The organism is Mycoplasmatota bacterium, assembly GCA_018394295.1.
Classification (GTDB): domain Bacteria; phylum Bacillota_I; class Bacilli_A; order Haloplasmatales; family Haloplasmataceae; genus JAENYC01.
The window spans coordinates 570,904-588,778 of sequence record CP074573.1 but is presented as its reverse complement, the minus strand read 5'-3'; the positions used below and the strand labels follow the sequence as shown (position 1 = coordinate 588,778).

Annotated in this window: 12 protein-coding genes; 2 read left to right on the top strand and 10 right to left on the bottom strand. The window is 28.3% G+C overall.

The window, feature by feature from the left end:
• Positions 1-13 precede the first annotated feature (13 nt).
• The 3 genes from KHQ81_02430 to KHQ81_02420 form a co-directional block, all read right to left on the bottom strand.
• Positions 14-2,218 (bottom strand): ATP-binding cassette domain-containing protein, encoded by a 2,205-nt coding sequence (locus KHQ81_02430; GenBank protein QVK18593.1) that lies wholly within the window; start codon positions 2,216-2,218, stop codon positions 14-16.
• Positions 2,219-2,229: 11 nt separating this feature from the next.
• On the bottom strand, positions 2,230-4,236 hold the full coding sequence (locus tag KHQ81_02425; GenBank protein QVK18592.1) for an ATP-binding cassette domain-containing protein: 2,007 nt from the start codon (positions 4,234-4,236) through the stop codon (positions 2,230-2,232).
• A 173-nt stretch (positions 4,237-4,409) separates the two neighbouring features.
• On the bottom strand, positions 4,410-4,871 hold the full coding sequence (locus tag KHQ81_02420) for a signal peptidase II (GenBank protein QVK18591.1): 462 nt from the start codon (positions 4,869-4,871) through the stop codon (positions 4,410-4,412).
• An 88-nt stretch (positions 4,872-4,959) separates the two neighbouring features.
• Between KHQ81_02420 and KHQ81_02415 the strand changes: the two genes are divergently transcribed.
• Positions 4,960-5,508, top strand: coding sequence for a hypothetical protein (locus tag KHQ81_02415; GenBank protein QVK18590.1), 549 nt, complete (start codon positions 4,960-4,962; stop codon positions 5,506-5,508).
• Between the two features lie 606 nt (positions 5,509-6,114).
• Here the strand turns inward: KHQ81_02415 and KHQ81_02410 are convergent.
• Positions 6,115-6,771 carry a peptidoglycan-binding protein gene (locus tag KHQ81_02410; protein QVK18589.1) on the bottom strand — a complete coding sequence of 219 codons (657 nt, stop codon included), beginning with the start codon at positions 6,769-6,771 and terminating at the stop codon, positions 6,115-6,117.
• Positions 6,772-6,884: 113 nt separating this feature from the next.
• On the opposite strand from KHQ81_02410, the gene KHQ81_02405 reads away from it, so the two are divergent.
• The gene (locus tag KHQ81_02405) at positions 6,885-8,609 is read left to right on the top strand and encodes a hypothetical protein (protein ID QVK18588.1); all 1,725 of its coding nucleotides are present in this window, start codon (positions 6,885-6,887) and stop codon (positions 8,607-8,609) included.
• 122 nt (positions 8,610-8,731) lie between these two features.
• Here KHQ81_02405 and KHQ81_02400 read toward each other — a convergent pair whose 3' ends face one another.
• From KHQ81_02400 to KHQ81_02375, 6 genes are all read right to left on the bottom strand, one after another.
• Positions 8,732-9,538, bottom strand: a complete 807-nt coding sequence (locus KHQ81_02400) for a metallophosphoesterase (GenBank protein ID QVK18587.1) — start codon at positions 9,536-9,538, stop codon at positions 8,732-8,734.
• Between the two features lie 32 nt (positions 9,539-9,570).
• The gene (locus tag KHQ81_02395) at positions 9,571-10,536 is read right to left on the bottom strand and encodes an MBL fold metallo-hydrolase (protein QVK18586.1); all 966 of its coding nucleotides are present in this window, start codon (positions 10,534-10,536) and stop codon (positions 9,571-9,573) included.
• Between the two features lie 110 nt (positions 10,537-10,646).
• Positions 10,647-11,606 carry a bifunctional oligoribonuclease/PAP phosphatase NrnA gene (locus tag KHQ81_02390; protein ID QVK18585.1) on the bottom strand — a complete coding sequence of 320 codons (960 nt, stop codon included), beginning with the start codon at positions 11,604-11,606 and terminating at the stop codon, positions 10,647-10,649.
• A gap of 19 nt (positions 11,607-11,625) precedes the next feature.
• Positions 11,626-12,579: a bifunctional oligoribonuclease/PAP phosphatase NrnA gene (locus tag KHQ81_02385; protein ID QVK18584.1), complete on the bottom strand. Its 954-nt coding sequence runs from the start codon at positions 12,577-12,579 to the stop codon at positions 11,626-11,628.
• 80 nt (positions 12,580-12,659) lie between these two features.
• Positions 12,660-14,204 (bottom strand): thermonuclease family protein, encoded by a 1,545-nt coding sequence (locus tag KHQ81_02380; protein QVK18583.1) that lies wholly within the window; start codon positions 14,202-14,204, stop codon positions 12,660-12,662.
• 218 nt (positions 14,205-14,422) lie between these two features.
• On the bottom strand, positions 14,423-17,866 hold the full coding sequence (locus KHQ81_02375) for a lamin tail domain-containing protein (protein ID QVK18582.1): 3,444 nt from the start codon (positions 17,864-17,866) through the stop codon (positions 14,423-14,425).
• Positions 17,867-17,875 lie beyond the last annotated feature (9 nt).

Below are 17,875 nucleotides of genomic sequence, written 5' to 3'. Positions count from 1 at the left end.
GTTTCTTTTCTTCTTATAATCGTTTTAAAGCATTGATTGGCGTTTTTTTACTTGCTTTAATCGCAGGAAATAAACCAAATATCATTGCTAATAAAATACATATTATAACAGCAATTATACAAGAAATTGGTTTTAATACAATGAGATTGATATTTGAGTGATTAAACGTTTCTTCTAAAATATTTTTATATTGATATCTAATAAATAGATTACCACCGAATGTAAGGACTATGGATAATATAATACCTAATATCCCTGCATAGAAGCCAATAACGGCACTCTCAGAAACAAATACAGCAAGAATATCACTTCGTGTAGCCCCTAGAGACCGTAATATTCCTATTTCACGACTACGTTCCATGACAGAAATTAATAAAACCATTAGTAACATAAAACTGGCAGTGACAACAGATACAATAAGAATTAAACTAATAATAAATTGTACTATACCAACGAATATATCAATCGCCATGGATGTATTATTTAGGTTATTTGGAACACCTACAATCCTTGCCTCAGGATATTTTACATTCATTTCAAAAGTATGATTTTTGCCATGTTCAGTTAAATAAACATCGAAAATATGTAGAATATTTTCACCATGACCCCTATATGAACTAGGTAAATTCCAGTATTCTTCTTTTGTAATAATAGAACTATTAATTTGGGTAGAATCATTTATACCTACGACATAATATACTTTTGAATCTTTAACTTCACTTGAATAATAATTTTTCAACAAATCATAATCAGTACAAAAGTATATATTATTATCACGAATGAGTAACTGATTATAGTAATTCATTTGGGTAGCAACTTGCTGTGAATAACTACCAAATTTTTCTTGATCATAACCCATTGGTTCTGTTTCTTCATCTATATAAGGATAGGACTGAAAAATTTCACTATTAAAATCATATATCTCATAAGGAAATTGATAATAATAATCACTTGCGATTGTAATATTAGCTCCTTTTAATTTACTCCATAAAGTCTTAATATTGTCTATTTCATATAGACTAGATGCATATGAATAAGATAATAAGATTTCATTATTTTTTGATGGCCAAGTACCATCACCATAAGGTTTTCCTATTAATCTTAATTCTTCATCTTTTAAATTAGTGAATTTATAGGTTAATGAATCTTGTTGAAATGAAAGCTTCTTTCCATTAACTTCTATTATATTAGCATATAGGTTTTTATCATATCGAACTGCTTTAATATCATCATTTGCTAATAGGTAATCAACATACTCATCTGCATCTTTATCTAAACTGTTTAATTGTGTTCCATCAACATGAAAACTTAAATCTGGAGAACTAACTTGACCTACTAAATGCTTTTTAACATTAATTTTAATCCCATTAGATATGCCATCTATTAAAACGTAACTAGTAACACCTATAGCTAATCCTAATGCAAGTAAAAATGAACGCCACTTCTTCATTCTTATATTTTTTATCGCGTGTTTTATTTTATCAGTAAATCTAAAAGTTGTATGCTTTATATTAGGCTTTAAAATATGTACTCGTTCATTTAAATACGGTTTCGTATCACTTAATACAATACCATCTTTTAATTCAATAATTCTATCAGCATATTTATTAGCAATTTTTTTACTATGTGTTACCATAATAACTAATTTATCTTGACTTATTTCTTTTAATAATTCTAATACTTCTTTTGATGTTTTCTTATCTAAATTACCAGTTGGTTCATCCGCTAATATTACATCTGGATTATTCACTAAAGCTCTAGCAATAGCAACTCGTTGTCTTTGTCCACCGGATAATTTTTTTGGTAATTTATCTGCTTGGTCCAATATATGAACACGTTTTAACATATCTTTTGCTCTATTTCTTGCTTCCTCTTCCTTAACTCCTTGTAGTTTAATTGATAACATTACATTATCTAAAACCGTTAAATGCTCAATCAAACTAAAATTCTGAAAGATAAACCCTATCTTATAATTTCTGAAATAATCCCATTGTGTTTTATTAAACTTAGTGGTCAGTTCACCATTAATGACCATATGCCCAGTACTAGGAGTGTCTAATCCACCAATAATATTTAATAAAGTTGTTTTTCCTGAACCAGATTTTCCTAATACACAAACAAAATGATCATCCTTAAAATCTAAACTCACATCTTTTAATGCTAAAAAACCAATGTTATTATCTTCATATATTTTATGTATTCCAACTAATTTAATCATAATATCACCCCTTATTCTCTTCTTAGTGCTTCTACGGCATTCAATCTAGAAGCTAAATAGGCAGGAATCAATCCACATAGAATTGAATAAATAATAGAAATACCAAATACAATCACTATCGATAGGACATTAATATGAAGTAATTTAAATGTATCAAATATTTCTACTTTAAACAATCTAAATAGACTTCCTATAGTTCTATTAAATATCTCATTAATTATCAAAGTTATTAATACTGAAAAAGCACCTGCAATTAATGAACTTAAGAAGCCAATAAATGCTGATTCAAAAATAAACAAATGTCGTATATTTGACCTTCTAGCTCCAAGTGAAGTTAAAATACCAATTTCTTTTATTCTTTCAATTACTGAGATATAAATCATTAACCCCACCAAAATACCTGAAACGACTAATGAGACAGATGCAGTACCTAATAAAATATATAAAACAGTATCAAAGAAATTGTTAATTGAACGATAAATCATTTTCACAGGGTTACTTAAAACAAGTCCATTATTCCTTAGTAGTTCATCTAAGTGATCTATTTTCTTATTATCATCTGTGTTTAAATAAACTGTTAAACTTGTCTTATTCTCTAGAGAATAACCATAATAAAGGTTAATATCATCTTCAGAGATATCCTCTTTTAATTTATCTATTTTAGTATGTAAAACATAAGCTATCCGTTGATTACTATAAACAATACCCACTATAGAAAATGATTCATTAATTGTAGAGTCAGTTGATATTCTTTCAACTAATAAGTTTTTGTTCTTTGATTGAATATGAAATAATGCTTTTTTCAAATCTTTTTCATTGATAGAAAATCCTAATATTTGTTCGGCAAGTTCTGAAGTAATGATAATTTCATTCTCATGTTTAGGATAATTGCCAATTAGATTACGACGATAATAAAAGTTTTTCTCTAATGTCGGAATCGAATTTAATGTATAATTTTCTACCGGATAATAAGAATTTTCATCACTAATTGGAACATTTACCAAAGGTCTTAAAGATGTTTGGAAGAAAGCCTCACTAACAATTGATTGATCTTGAACAGTTAAAACCTCTTCGTTAGTTATTTCAGCACTTTTAATTTCAGATTTAACATAGTATTGATCCTTAGGTATAATTTTTTCAATTATATCCGTAACTTCTGTACGAATACCATTAACTAAGAACATAATTAAGAAAATAGCGATTAACCCAAATGACATGGTCAGTGAGGTAAATAACGTTCTAATTACCCTTTTCTTTAAATTATTACGAGCAAATTTCCAAGATACTTTCAATTTCATATTTGGTCGTTTTAAATCTAAATTTGAAGTATTTTCATAATTCATTTCTTTAAATTGTGAATCAGAAATAATTTCTCCATCTTCTAATGTAACGATTCTCGTTGCATATTTTTGAGCAAATTCCTCATCATGTGTTACTAGTAAAACAATGTGGTCTTTTGATAATACTTTTAAAATATCTAAAATAATTGTCGCATTCTCACTATCTAAGGCCCCAGTCGGTTCGTCCGCTAAAATTACTTTTGGTTCTGTGACAAGTGCTCGAGCGATTGCGGTTCTTTGTTGTTGCCCACCAGATATTTTTTTTGGTAATTTATGCGTATGATTTCCTAAGCCTAATAATTTACATTTTTCAATTGCTTTTTTACGTGCCTCTGAGGCATTTTCACCTTGTAGTAATAGAGGTAATTCAACATTTTCAACAACTGATAAATGGTCAATTAAATTGTATTCTTGAAATATAAAACCAACATAATGATTTCGATAAATAGCCCATTCTTTTTGTGAAAAATCTCTTGTTGTAATGCCGTTTATCGTAATTTCACCAGAATCTAATTTATCTAATCCACTGATAACATTTAATAAAGTTGATTTCCCACTACCAGACTCTCCTAAAATAGCAACAAACTCACCCTCATCAATTTTTAAATTAATGTTATTTAATGCCTGAAAATTACCATAATATTTATTAACGTCCTTAATACATAATGTATCCTTCAATTTTTAAAACCTCCTACCCTCTTTATCATTTCATTGTAATTTTACCATAAATATTAAAACTATATAAGATATATTTTCAATTATTAATATATTTCGACAATATTATAAACTGATTTTCAATCAAATATAAAAAAAAACGAGAATTATTCTCGTTTTCAACTTATTAAAATATATTATTTAAATTTCAATAATTCCCTCGACTTAGGATAAAATAGAAATTCTAATAAAAATGTAAATAATCCAATGAATCCACATATATCAGCTAAATTACAGATTGCAACAGGTGTTAATATAAAATCTCTAATATATCCAAATATAATTTTATCAATCATATTCCCTAATATTCCAACCGTATAAAATGCAAAAGCTAAATCAACAATTATACTTTTTCTATATCTTTTTTGATATCTCTTTAATAAACTAATTACTAAACACCATATTATAACTGCATAAACAAAAAGGAGAAAAATTAAATCACTTGTTATATTAGGATTTATCCATAAAGCATAATTAACAGCATAAGTGAAACCAAAATTAATTGAAGATACATACTCTACGCCTGATAATTGAAAAAATGTTTTTAAGCATTGATCAATAGAAAGTAATATTAGGGCTAGAATTAATGGACGTTTCATATCTTTCCTCATTTCAAAATTATTTATTAAAAAAGATAAAAAACAAAAAAAATATGTTATAATATTATAAAAATAAAGGAGCAAATACATGGAATTTAAATGGATTTTAATTGGATTAATATTTTTACTACCGATTAATATTTTTGGATTAGATATTTTACCAGATTTTTTAGGATATGCATTTATTATTTATGGATTATACCTCATACGGCAATTTAATTTTAAATTTAAGCTAGCGATGATTCCTGTTTTTATTTTATTACTCTTTTCATCATTTCTATTTATTGATTCTATCTTTTACTTGATTAATAAAGATTCAATTCTCATTCACATACTGACATCTAACTTTAACTATATTTTATTTTTACTTCCGTTTAAGGATTATTCTATCATTTACTCAATTTTTGCTTTATTATTATATTATGGAATTCACGAAAATGCTTCGAAGTTTGGTTATAATGGATTAGCTGAAAGAAGCAAAAATCTTTGTTTTTTAATCCTATTTTATACGATTATTACTTCAGTTCCTGCCATTATGGTTTTACCAACCATTATCTATAGTATATTAATATATATTATTACAATATATGAATTATTCGTCATAATTGATGCTAGACAAACATTAGAACAAAGATAAATCGTTTATAAATTAGTATTTTTAACACCATACTTTAGTTGAAAATCTTTATTACTCAAATTGGATAATTAACACTTATAAAACTCATATGAAATCTAATTAATTTCAATGAGCTTTTTTATTTAATTAAGGTAAATAAAAAAGTTAAATCAAAACAACAACTATTTTTTAGTATTATCTATAAGAGAGCCAGTTTTAATTAGATTAATTACTAATATAATTATAAAACTAGTAAAAATGGGCTTTAATAAAGAATATATAGCACCGATAAATATTAATTCAATAACAGAATATAAAATTATACTAGTTAAAATAGGATGACAATTGAGCCATCCTATTATTTTTTTTACTATTATTAATAGATGTTTTAAAGTTAATACTCAGCAAATTGCTAGACTTTGATTAATCCATTTTTCACTTCCGATTTTGTACTACACTGTTTTTTATTAACGGAATGTTTGAATTTATAATAGTAAAAATAAGAGAATTTAGAATATAAATATATAATAAAAAGCTACGTAGAATCCAAAATTTTAAGTGAGATTTTAAATGCATTAAGAGAAATGTAGCTATTAATTTTGTGACTTGAGTTGTCATCACAAGTTTCTATTGTATGATGACTAAAGTACCATAGGGTATTTTATCATATATATATTTAGCATCTTCTGCTTTTAAACGAATACATCCATCAGATAAATCCATCCCCAATCTATCATCAAAAACTGTCCCATTTAAATTAAATAATATCGAATGAAATAAATAATTACGATAAAATTGTGTATACCATTTCACTTTAAATCCGTTTTTAATCCCTCCATATCCAGGACCTTTTGCTTTTATTGTAAATATCCCTTTAATTGTTGGTGTAGAAGGTTTCCCGATGGTTGCTAAATATGTTTTAATAAGTTCCCAACTTTTATTAGAGCCTTTAAAAATTGATACTAAATGTTTCTCTAAATTAGAATAAATTAGATAATCTGTTTGACTATAAAAATCACGACTATTAATATATGCTACATCCTTTTTTACTCCATTATCAATTAACAAATGCTCTAATGTTTCAGGTCCAACTATTCCATCAATTGTTAACTGCTTATTCACTTGATATAGAATTACCGCATCTTTTGTTTTTTTTCCATAAATACCATCAACTTTAAGTTCATAATCTAATTTATCTAATAAAGATTGAATTTTCTTTACTTCTTTACCTGTATTACCATATTGATAGTAATCGATAATAATCCCTCCAATTATCTCCTTCAATTATTATTATATTAATACACAATTTATTTATCACAAAATAAACACTATTTCATCACCTAATCATCACTCTTATTCACTAAAATGAAACTATAAAATAGAGTGGAGGAATAATCATGAAAAAATTATTTATTAGTCTACTAATCGGTAGTTTATTTTTAACTGGTGGGTTAAGTGTTAGTGCTAATCAAGAATCAACAACTGAAACACAAGATTCAGAAAATAATAGCGAGATAAAAATAGAGATTGAAGCAGGAATAAATCCTGATAGTCCAATTTATTTTCTAGATAGGGGTTTTGAAAATATCCGATTATGGTTAACAAAAGACGAAGCAAAAAAAGCTGATTTATTATTAAAGTTCGCTGAAGAAAGAATGAGTGAATTAAATGATCTACCAGAAGATAAGGTAACTAAATATGTAGATAAACTTCTTGATGATTATAGTGATAAAATAAATCAGGCAAACAAAAAAATGAATACCTTAATTTTTAAAAATAAAATATCTGAAAAAACTAAGTTAAAATTACATGACCGTTTAAATCATACAGTAGATACTGACGAAGCTTTAAAAAACAAAGTAAAAGAAAAAATAAGCACTGAAATAAAAGCTAAGATAAGTGAGATTAAAAATAAAACGTATTTAACTGCTATAGCATCAGGATTAACAAATGATGAGATTGATGCTTTAAAAGAGCAAGGTTATGGTTATGGAGAGATTTTAAAATTAAACTGTATATCAACAATAACTGGGAAAACAATTGAAGATTTAAAAATGTTAGATATTTATAATGATTTAGGTGAAATAGACTTTTCTAAACTAGCAACTGAGTTATATATAACAGAAGAAGAGGTTATGACACAGATAAAAGAATATCGCGACACTGTAAGAGATGAAATGAGAACTCGTATTATAGATATGATACAAGATCGTAAAGATGAAATCAAAGAACAAGTTCAACAACGACGAGAAGAAATCCAAAACAGAGTTAAAGAAAATATTAACAATCGACTAGAAGAAAGAAAAAATGAAATCATAGTACTAATTAACAATAAAACAACTCTTCATCTAGAAGTTTTAGATATACTTGTTGAACAAGAATTTATTTCCATTGAAGACAAAGAAACAATAGTATCACAAGTCAATGATATGAAAGAAGCTATTATTACTAAAATTGAAGAAAATGAATTAAATCGAAATGACTACGAACAAATGAAATTAGAAATAACAAAATACATTAAAACAGAGTTACAAGATAAATTAGTTTCTATAGACCTATCACTTATAGATACTAGTCAATTAAGTGAAGAAACCATTGAAGTAATAAGTTGCTTATTAGGAAATCCACAAGAAACTGTTAATGTAACAATCGATAAAGTTATTCAAAGACTACAATTTATTGGTATTACTTTAACTGATGAACAAATTGAAATTATACAAACTAGAATTAATGAACAAATTGAAAATGGCGAATTTGACATAGAAGAATATGATGAAATTCTTAAACAAATTACTGATGTAATAAAAGAAGAGTTAGGGAAAGAACATGCAGATTTATTTGATAACCTAAATCAATATAAAGACCGATATCAAGAACGTAGTCACCAACATAAAGATGATCATGAATTTATCATTGAACAAGAAGTGATTGACTTATTCAATAATGTCGTCTCTGAATTAGATCTTGAGATTTGGAATAGATTATCTGTTGAAAGACAAGAAATGATTAGACACATGATTTTATCAGATATAGATTTAGATGCTTCAATTGATGAAATGAAGACAGAAATTATGAATCATTTATTAAACAAGATTGGTCAATTCAATCAACACCATAGATGAGTTTAATGATTATTATATTATTTAAATATAAATGTTATATCTCTATATTTCATCCTCAATCTAAAAAAATAATACACATGAATTCATGTGTATTATTTTTTGGATTATGAAAGGATATAAAATTAATTTTTTAATTCAATCATCACAATTTGGGGTCTGGCAAAAAAACGAATTGGTAACCCCACAACCCCTACTCCGTTGGTAATGATGAGTTTTATCTCATTTATTGTCTTTAAACCAGAACGAAATTTTTGATGATAATTCGAAGGAATATAAGGAGCATACATTCCAAAAATAGTAACTTGCCCACCATGTGTGTGCCCACTTAACATTAAATCAATTGGATAATTTTTAATTTCTTCTATATAATCAGGATTATGTGAAACTAAAATAACAAAATCATCTGATGAAACATCACTAATCGTATTAGATATATCAGGTTTATCATATAAAAAATCTGAAACCCCACCTAATTTAATGTGATCATTTAGATGATTAATCCAATAAGACTGATTATCTAATGGTTTAATATTGGCGTTTTTCATCGCAGTTAAAACCTTATCTTTAGACACATAAATATCATGATTACCTAAGACTCCATAAACACCTTTTGAAGCATTCAATCGCTTTAATTCATCAAATACAGGTCCAACATATTTTAATTCACTACTTACATAATCGCCACCTAATATAATTATATCAGGTTTTAGTTCATTTACTTTTTCAACAATATTTTTGATATATCTTTTTGTCACGATTTTAGAATGATGGATATCACTTAAAAAAACGATTTTGAACCCAGCAAATGATTTCTTCCTCATCTTAATCTTATAATGCTTTATTTGTATCCAATACCGTTCAATAAATGTATATAAAAACATTAATAGAAATATAATTATTAATAAAAAAATTACATTAATCCAATTCATATCAATTCCACTCTTCGTTTAAGCTATTTAAATTAAGACCATTGGTCTTGTTGATTACTCTTTCTATAATATAATTCAGAATTTTCCTGGATATTTTCTAGGTACTCTTCTAAATCTTGTTTTAAATCATGTATACTTATATCTGAAATATCCCACAGTTGTTTATACTGAAATTTGTGTTTAGTACTTATATAGTCCCATAAATGCAATTTATATGATTTATATTCAAATTGATACCCTAATTTTTCTTTCACTTTTTCATCGTATTTTAATATTAACAAATTTTTGAGATTAAGTCCATGTCTAATGGGAGCAATTTCACTTATGGAGGTTAAGTATTTTCCAGACAAAACATCCTGTAAATAATTTATATGTTTATCAATTAAATCATTTGAAACAATTTTAGAATGACTGGTAATTATGATTTGAGGACTTAATCGTTTAATGGTTTCTAATGATTGAATGTATGCTTCTAGGTATAAACTATTTATAACTGGTATTGGATATTCCATTAAATCACCTACATACATCACTTTGTCTTTATGGTCATAACAAGTAGCAGAACAAACGGTATGCCCTGGTGTATAAATAAATTCAATATCATCTTCTTCAAAAACTAATCTCTCTTGAAACGTAATATTAGGTAATTTAATTTCAATATTGTTATCAGGAGAATGAGGAAATATTTCTAAATCTAAATCAGCTCTTTCTTTTATTCGTTCTCGACAAGTAGTATGACCAATAATATAAGGATTTATAAATGAGTCGTTTCCCCTAATATGATCCCAATCAGAATGTGAATTAAAAATGAAGAGTGGTTTATGAGAAATTTCTTTATCTTTAATATATTGTTTGACATACTCCATTTCCTTTTTACCTTCACTAGTATCACATAAAATGAGTTTATCTTGTGTATTTATTAAATACACTGAATCTCCAAATTCATAAGTAAATAAAATACCACGAGAACTTATTTCACAAATCTCTTTTATTTTCATATTTCCCTCCTATAGAACATGTTCAACAAATTAATCGTTATATATATAAGTTTATGCATAAATAAAGAGAGTGATTACTAAAAATCACTCTCTTTTTTATTAATAAACAATTATTCCCCAGAATGGGTAAAATCAAAACAAATTTCATCAGCATCTTTAATAATATTATCGACTTTTTCCCAAGAATCAACTAGAGCACCACTTGCCCAATTGTGACCACCGCCACCATATTTTTTAGCAAGACCATTAACAATTGGTCCTCTTGAGCGAAATTCAACTCTAATTTTACCTGTTTCTTTATATTCAATAAAGAAAATCCAGGTAATAATTTCTTTAATGTTCGCTAAAACATTTACTTCTGATGAAGCATATTCTGGTTTGATATTAAACGTTTCTAATAATTCATCATTTAGTTTCATAAAACCTAATCCATTTGTTGTATGACTAAAACGATTTAATATATAGCCTTTAAACTTTAATTCTTCAATTGATTGATAATAGATATCAGCATATAAAGCTTGTTTATCAAAGTTGTATTGGTATAATTCAGCACCGTATTTAAGTGAACGAGCTGTTACATTACTATGATAAAATCTTCCAGTATCAGTTAATGTACCAGCATATAGTACTCTAGCAGCTTCTTCCGTCATTTTTAGTTTTTTATTGCTACGAAGATAGAGATCAATTATCATTTCAGTGACAGAAGCAAATGAGGTATCTACCCATTCAATATCAGCGAAAACTTCAGTTTGTGGATGATGATCAATTTTAATCAGTGCTTTCCCATTTAAAAAGCGATTATCATCAATTCTTGCTTTGTCACCTACATCAACAATGATTACTAAAGCCTCAGAATATGTATCATCTGATACATCATCTAAATCCCCTAAAAATTCCGTTCTCTCTGCATGATTTCCTACGGCATACACTAATTTATTAGGATAGGTATGATTAATCATATATTTTAATCCTAATTGGGAACCTATACAATCAGGGTCTGGATTAATGTGATGATGAATAATAATTGTATCATATTCTTCAATTAACTTAATTATTTGTTTTTGAATCATTTTATCTCTCCCTAAAGTTTTACTGTTTTTTAAATTCTATACACAATAAATCAGCTTCTTGAATAATTTGATCCACTGTTTCCCAACTATCAGCTAATGTTCCGCTCGCCCAAATATGACCACCACCGCCATATTTCGCTGCTAATTTATTAACAATAGGTCCTCTTGAGCGAAAACTAGTTCTAATTTTCCCTAATTCTTTATCATCAGTAAAAAACATCCACATTATGATTTCTTTAATATTAGCAAGGGTATTTACCATACCTGATGCAAAATCAGTTGGTACTTTAAATTCATCTAATATTTCTTGGGTAATTTTCATATAGCCAAGTCCATTTTCTGTTACTTGAAAATTAGCCATCAAATAACCTGTGAATTTTAACTCTTCAATTGATTTATAATATAAGTTAGCATATAAGTCTTGTTTATCGAATCCAAATTGATAAACTTCAGCACCATATCTTAATGTTCTTTCTGATACACTATTGTAATAGAAACGTCCTGTATCTGTTAGCATGCCAGCATATAATACTTTAGCAGCATCTTCTGTCATAACTAACTTTTCTTTATTATTAATATATAAATCAATAATCATTTCTGTTGCTGCAGCATAAGTTGTATCTACCCATTCAATAACACAAAATTCTTCTGAAAGTGGATGATGGTCGATTTTTATCACTTCTTTTCCTTGTATAAATCTCTCATCATCAATTCTTCTTTTATCCCCAACATCAACAATAATCACTAATGCATCTTTGTATAGATCATCAGAAATCGTATCCATTGAACCCATGAATTTTGTTCTTTCTGTGTTTTTCCCTACTGCATAAATATTCTTATCTTCAAATGATGCTTCTAAGATATATTTTAATCCTAATTGTGAACCGATACAATCCGGGTCAGGATTCACATGATGATGAATAATAATAGTCTTATATTCTTTTATTTTATCAAGTATTTGTTTCTGTACCATAATTCCTCCATTTATATAAATATAGTGTTAATAAAATAAATATCCTATTAACACTATATAATACCATGTATTAAGAAATTTTACCAACCTTTTGGAGCATTTTCTTCATAATCCCAGTAAGGATCTAGTAAATTGCTCCATTTACCAACATGACGTGCCTTGGCATCAGCTTCTTCTTCTTCGAGTAAAATATCATAGGTTGCAGGTTCTCCTGTAAAACGGGTATATTTTGCTTCAGCTAAACCTAAAGAAATTAGATTATATTGTAGTAATTGTCCATCTACCCATATCCATCCTAATAATCTGCCATGAACACCTCGTGGACCATCTACTGTATCAGATTCTAGATAAAAATTACTTCCGTTAGTTAATATATGACATGTATAATCACTTGCTGGATACCCCCATTCTTCAGCTCCTAATTTAGGATGATGGGTCTCTTCAGTATCAACTGCGAAGAATCGAACAGTCTCACGCTCTTTAGAACCCTCTGGTTGAGTAACATAAAAATAGGCAGTATCTCCATCTACACATCCAATAAAGTCAACTTTTAGTAGGCCCCCACCTCTATTCCAGAAATCAACACTTAAGTCTTCTGTAGGAAATTGAGGACCATCATAATAGAAGTTTTCAGTTAAAGCTAAACTCCAATAAGTTTCTTCAACTAATTTTACAGTAAATTCTTTTTCAATTGATAATTCACTACCAATTGACATTCTAGCAACCAAGTTAATCGTAAGATTAGTGGTTAGATTATTGAGTTTTTCTATATAATTATCCTTAATTAACACATCTTTAGAGTCAGTTGTCCATGAAATCATAATTTCATCATCGTATCTATTTGGTAATAAATAATCCAAAGTAATTTCATTAGGAATCGTAAATTGATTATAAGCTTTATTTAATTTATTTTCATCTGTAATATAAACACTTTCAACTACATCACCATTATTATTAATAATGATTAAATCACCAGCTGTACTAGAATGATAAAATACCCCTGTCACATCAACAAAATCACGATTTGAAACATTAGGACCACCAAAAAATCTTGCGATTACAGATCGATTTTGATTTTTTATCTGTGTTGCATTTTCTAATTTTTCTCCAATATTAACATTTATCAAGGTAATTAAACGACCTTCATATAAGTTTAATGTACTAAAATCAGAGACAATTAGTGGATTAGGCATAACACCTTGTTGATTTAGAGTTTCAATACTATCAAGCGACTGCAATTCAATTTGGATAATCTCATTTACAACTTTTTTAACACCTAATATTTTCACTTCATTTCCAATAAAGGATTTATCTAATGTTAAACCAAGTTGATTACTTCCAGAGACATAAATTCCTCCTGTACTATCCTGTACAAAGAAGTTACCCCATTCATCAATTGCGGTAATCACTCCTACTACAATTACACTTCTATTATCATTATAATCAATTACATTAATCACATTAGAAATAGTATCATCTTGTATCGTAGTTGTTGTCTGTTCACTTGTTGTCATACTACTTTCAGTAGTAGTAGTACTACTATTAGTGGTTGTATTTTGACTAATCGTACAACCTGATATTAATAGTAATAAAGATAATATAATTGTTAAACAAATCTTCTTCATATCTTCTACCTCTTATTTATATTTGCTTGTTAATTATATCCAATATTGTGAAATCCGTCAAATATCAACAAAAAGCTAACTTCCTTTATATTTCTTATATCATTATCATTTAGTTTTTCAGTTGTTTATCAATTACTTCTAAATATAGATCAGATTAGTAAAATTAATATAAATAATAAAAAAAGAAGCCTCCGAAGAGACTTCTAAGTTTTAATTTTTTATTCCATTGTATGAGATCCTAATTCTGTGAATGTATCTTGTGGATGAGCTACCCATTCAACACTTGGATCAAATGCATCATCAGTTACTGTATCTCCACTTGAAATAGTTGATTTTCTAACTAATGTCATATTAGCAGTAGATACATCACCACTTGTCCAAGAAGAACCTGGATCTACCCCTAATTGACCAAATGAATCGATAACTGCTCCATCATTCTTTAAAACTAAAGCATCGTCACCATTAAACCAAGTAACATTAGATTCTACATCTGCGATATCTTTAATTGCTGCAACAGCAGAACTATTACCAATTATAAATACTTGACCAGCTGCTAAACTACCTGATAATGTTAGAGTTTGTGATGGAGTTGTTCCACCATTACTATAAAGTTCTACTGTATATACTGATAAATCAGTAATATTTTTTCCAGTCCCATTATAGATTTCAATTGCTTTATTATTACTTCCACCTTCAATGATTTCTGAGAAGAATAAATCAGTTGCTACAGTACCACCAGCTGGAGCTTCTTCTTTAACAACAACAGTGTATGTAATTGTTTGAGTTTCATCATTTAATGTAAATGTAGCAGTTAAAGTAACTGTCACATCACCAACACCATTTGCAGGTCTAGTAACAACACCAGATGCATCGATTGCTGCATTATCTGATGACCAAACTACTGTAACACCTTCAATATCAGTTGGTAATGATAAATCAGATGTTGTTTCAGCACTTATAGAAACTGAATCAATAGCTGCTTGAACTACTTCAGCATCTGTTGGAACATATGCAGTAACAACTGTGATGTCAGCATCTGTTCTTAACATAATTTGTGATGTGTTATAGCATCCAAGTGGTGCAGTTACTGTAATCACATCTTTAACATTCAATAATGTAACATCAATTTTAGGATTTAAATATTTATCAATACGTAATGTATATGTATCAGTACCATCAGATACAACGATATTTCCACCATAAGTTAAATCTGTAGGAAGTTCAGTAATTGTAACTTCTTTTAATGTTACTAATTGACTTTGTAAGTCTGCTGCTATTAACTCAGCTATCGTTGTGTATTCAGTAGCTGTAGGAAGTGTATTTCCTTCAGAAAATTTTTCAACAGAAGTAACATCACCTAGTTGAATTAATCCTTTGTATTCATCGCGTGTACCAGAAATTATAACTTCATTACCTACTACAAAATCTGTTTGAGCAGTACCGCCTACATAAACATAGATACCTGCAGTTCCGTCTTGTAAGAAAATGTTATTTCCAATAAGACCAATTACAATACCTTTTATAGTTATATTTGTGTCAACTGCTGCATCTCTTGCTTCTGCAATTGTAAGGATATCTAAAGCTTTTACTACTACAGTAAACTCTTTTGTATCTGTTAAACCATTAATTGTTAGAGTAGCAGTTAATGTAACCGTTGCATTCGGTGTGCCAGCTGCAGGACGATTAATAGTTACAACACCAGTTGTTTCATCAATAGTTATCACTGATGCATCTGATGATGCCCATGAAATTGTTACGCCACCCAATTCATTAACTAAATCGTTAGATGTAATATCTTCACTAGGTAATGTTAAGTTTTGTTTAGCTGAATCTAATAGTTGTTGATCTGTTAAAGCAACTTCACTAATTGTATCACCTTTGATGAAAGATACTTGCCATTCATCATTGTTATATCTATATACAATAACATTGATACTAATATTTTTACCTTCAAACGCTTTTACTTCATCTACTTCAGATTTATAATAAACCATGATTTTGTTACCTTGTCCGTCAACAAGATACCAATTTGTATAAGATCCTGATATTTCTTTAGTAACGATACCTTCTACAGTAAGATAACTACCATAGACAGTTTTGTCTGTAGATAAGTAGTTTACTATATCAGCAATTGAAGAAGCTTGAGCAGTTGGTAATGAGTATGTACAACTTGTTAAAGCAACTGTACTTTCAATATTCATTATTTCTGTTTGATCATTGTAAATTGTATATTCACCAGTTATTCTTACTTCGTCACCTTTAACAACTGTTGGAGCTGAACCTGTATATACATAAATTGTTGCTGTTCCATCATATAAGAAGTAACCTTGTTGAATTACTCCATATACAATACCTTCAACATCTACTATATAATCTACAGAATCTGATGAAATAACATCATTAAGTGTGATTACATTTAAAGCTTTTACTGTTAAAGTAAACTCTTTAGTTTCTGTTAAATCACCAATTGTAAGCGTAGCAGTTAATTTAACTGTTACATCACTTTCACCTTGTGCAGGGCGAGTTACAGTTCCATCAGTTGTAATAACATCAGCATTATCAGTTGTCCATGCAATTGCAACATCACCAGAAGTTGTAGCTAGTGATAAATCACCATATACTAAATCATCAAGTGTTAAATTACTTACAGCACTAGTAAGAGCTTCTTGATCTGAAACATTGATTTCTGTAATATCACCTGCATTATTTGCGAATGTAATACGCCATTCTAAAGCAGTACTATGATAACTATCAATTACAACATTGATAGATACTTTCTTACCTTCAAATGCACTTACAGTTTCAGGGTCACCTAAAACTCTAATTTTATTTGAATTATCATCAGTAATATATACTTTAGTTTCATCTAATGTAACTGTACCTACTACAGTTAAATATTGTGAATAATTAGTTTTAACTTTTGTATCAAATGCAACGATATCAGCAATTGTAGATTCAACTGGAGTTGGCATTGCATTATCAGAACTGATTACATCTGCTTTAGTAACGTTTTTAATTTCAGGTTGATCATAATAAATATCTAAAGTACCTTGAATTAATAACGCATCACCAACAGTAACCGTTGGAGCATCACCAGTATAAATATACATAAATCCAGTTTCATCGTAAACATAGTATCCTTTATCTCTTAATGCAAATACGATACCTGAATCTATCGTTACAACTGTATCTTTAGATTGATCTAATACGCTGGCAATTGTTCCACCAACTTTTGCATCTTCTTCAATTACTCTAACGTCAAATTCTTTAGTATCAGTAACATCATTTAAAGTAATTGTTGCTGTTAATGTTAAATGAACATTACCAGAACCATTTTCAGGTCTAGTAACAACACCTTCATTACTTAATACATCTGGATTACTTGACACCCAAGTAATTGTAGTTTCATGTCTACCTGCTGTAGGTAATGTTAAGTTAGATTTTACTTGACTTAAATCACCTAGTATTAAAGCTGCTTTTGCTTCTGCAACTTTTGCTACTTCAGGGTCTTCAGTTGTTGTTGTTGTGTCTTCAGTTGTTGTTTGTTCTGTTGTCGTAGTTTCTTCAGTTGTAGTTGTTTTTTCATCATTTTGACAAGCTGTTAGAACTAACAAAAAGACGATGACAAGAACAAATGAATATTTTTTTAAGGCTCTAAACATATTTCTCCT

Bases quoted from the DNA above. Each gene is read 5' to 3' on its own strand.
- KHQ81_02430 (QVK18593.1), bottom strand. From the start codon at position 2,218: ATGATTAAATTAGTTGGAATACATAAAATATATGAAGATAATAACATT.
- KHQ81_02420 (QVK18591.1), bottom strand. From the start codon at position 4,871: ATGAAACGTCCATTAATTCTAGCCCTAATATTACTTTCTATTGATCAA.
- KHQ81_02415 (QVK18590.1), top strand. From the start codon at position 4,960: ATGGAATTTAAATGGATTTTAATTGGATTAATATTTTTACTACCGATT.
- KHQ81_02405 (QVK18588.1), top strand. From the start codon at position 6,885: ATGAAAAAATTATTTATTAGTCTACTAATCGGTAGTTTATTTTTAACT.
- KHQ81_02400 (QVK18587.1), bottom strand. From the start codon at position 9,538: ATGAATTGGATTAATGTAATTTTTTTATTAATAATTATATTTCTATTA.
- KHQ81_02395 (QVK18586.1), bottom strand. From the start codon at position 10,536: ATGAAAATAAAAGAGATTTGTGAAATAAGTTCTCGTGGTATTTTATTT.
- KHQ81_02390 (QVK18585.1), bottom strand. From the start codon at position 11,606: ATGATTCAAAAACAAATAATTAAGTTAATTGAAGAATATGATACAATT.
- KHQ81_02385 (QVK18584.1), bottom strand. From the start codon at position 12,579: ATGGTACAGAAACAAATACTTGATAAAATAAAAGAATATAAGACTATT.
- KHQ81_02380 (QVK18583.1), bottom strand. From the start codon at position 14,204: ATGAAGAAGATTTGTTTAACAATTATATTATCTTTATTACTATTAATA.
- KHQ81_02375 (QVK18582.1), bottom strand. From the start codon at position 17,866: ATGTTTAGAGCCTTAAAAAAATATTCATTTGTTCTTGTCATCGTCTTT.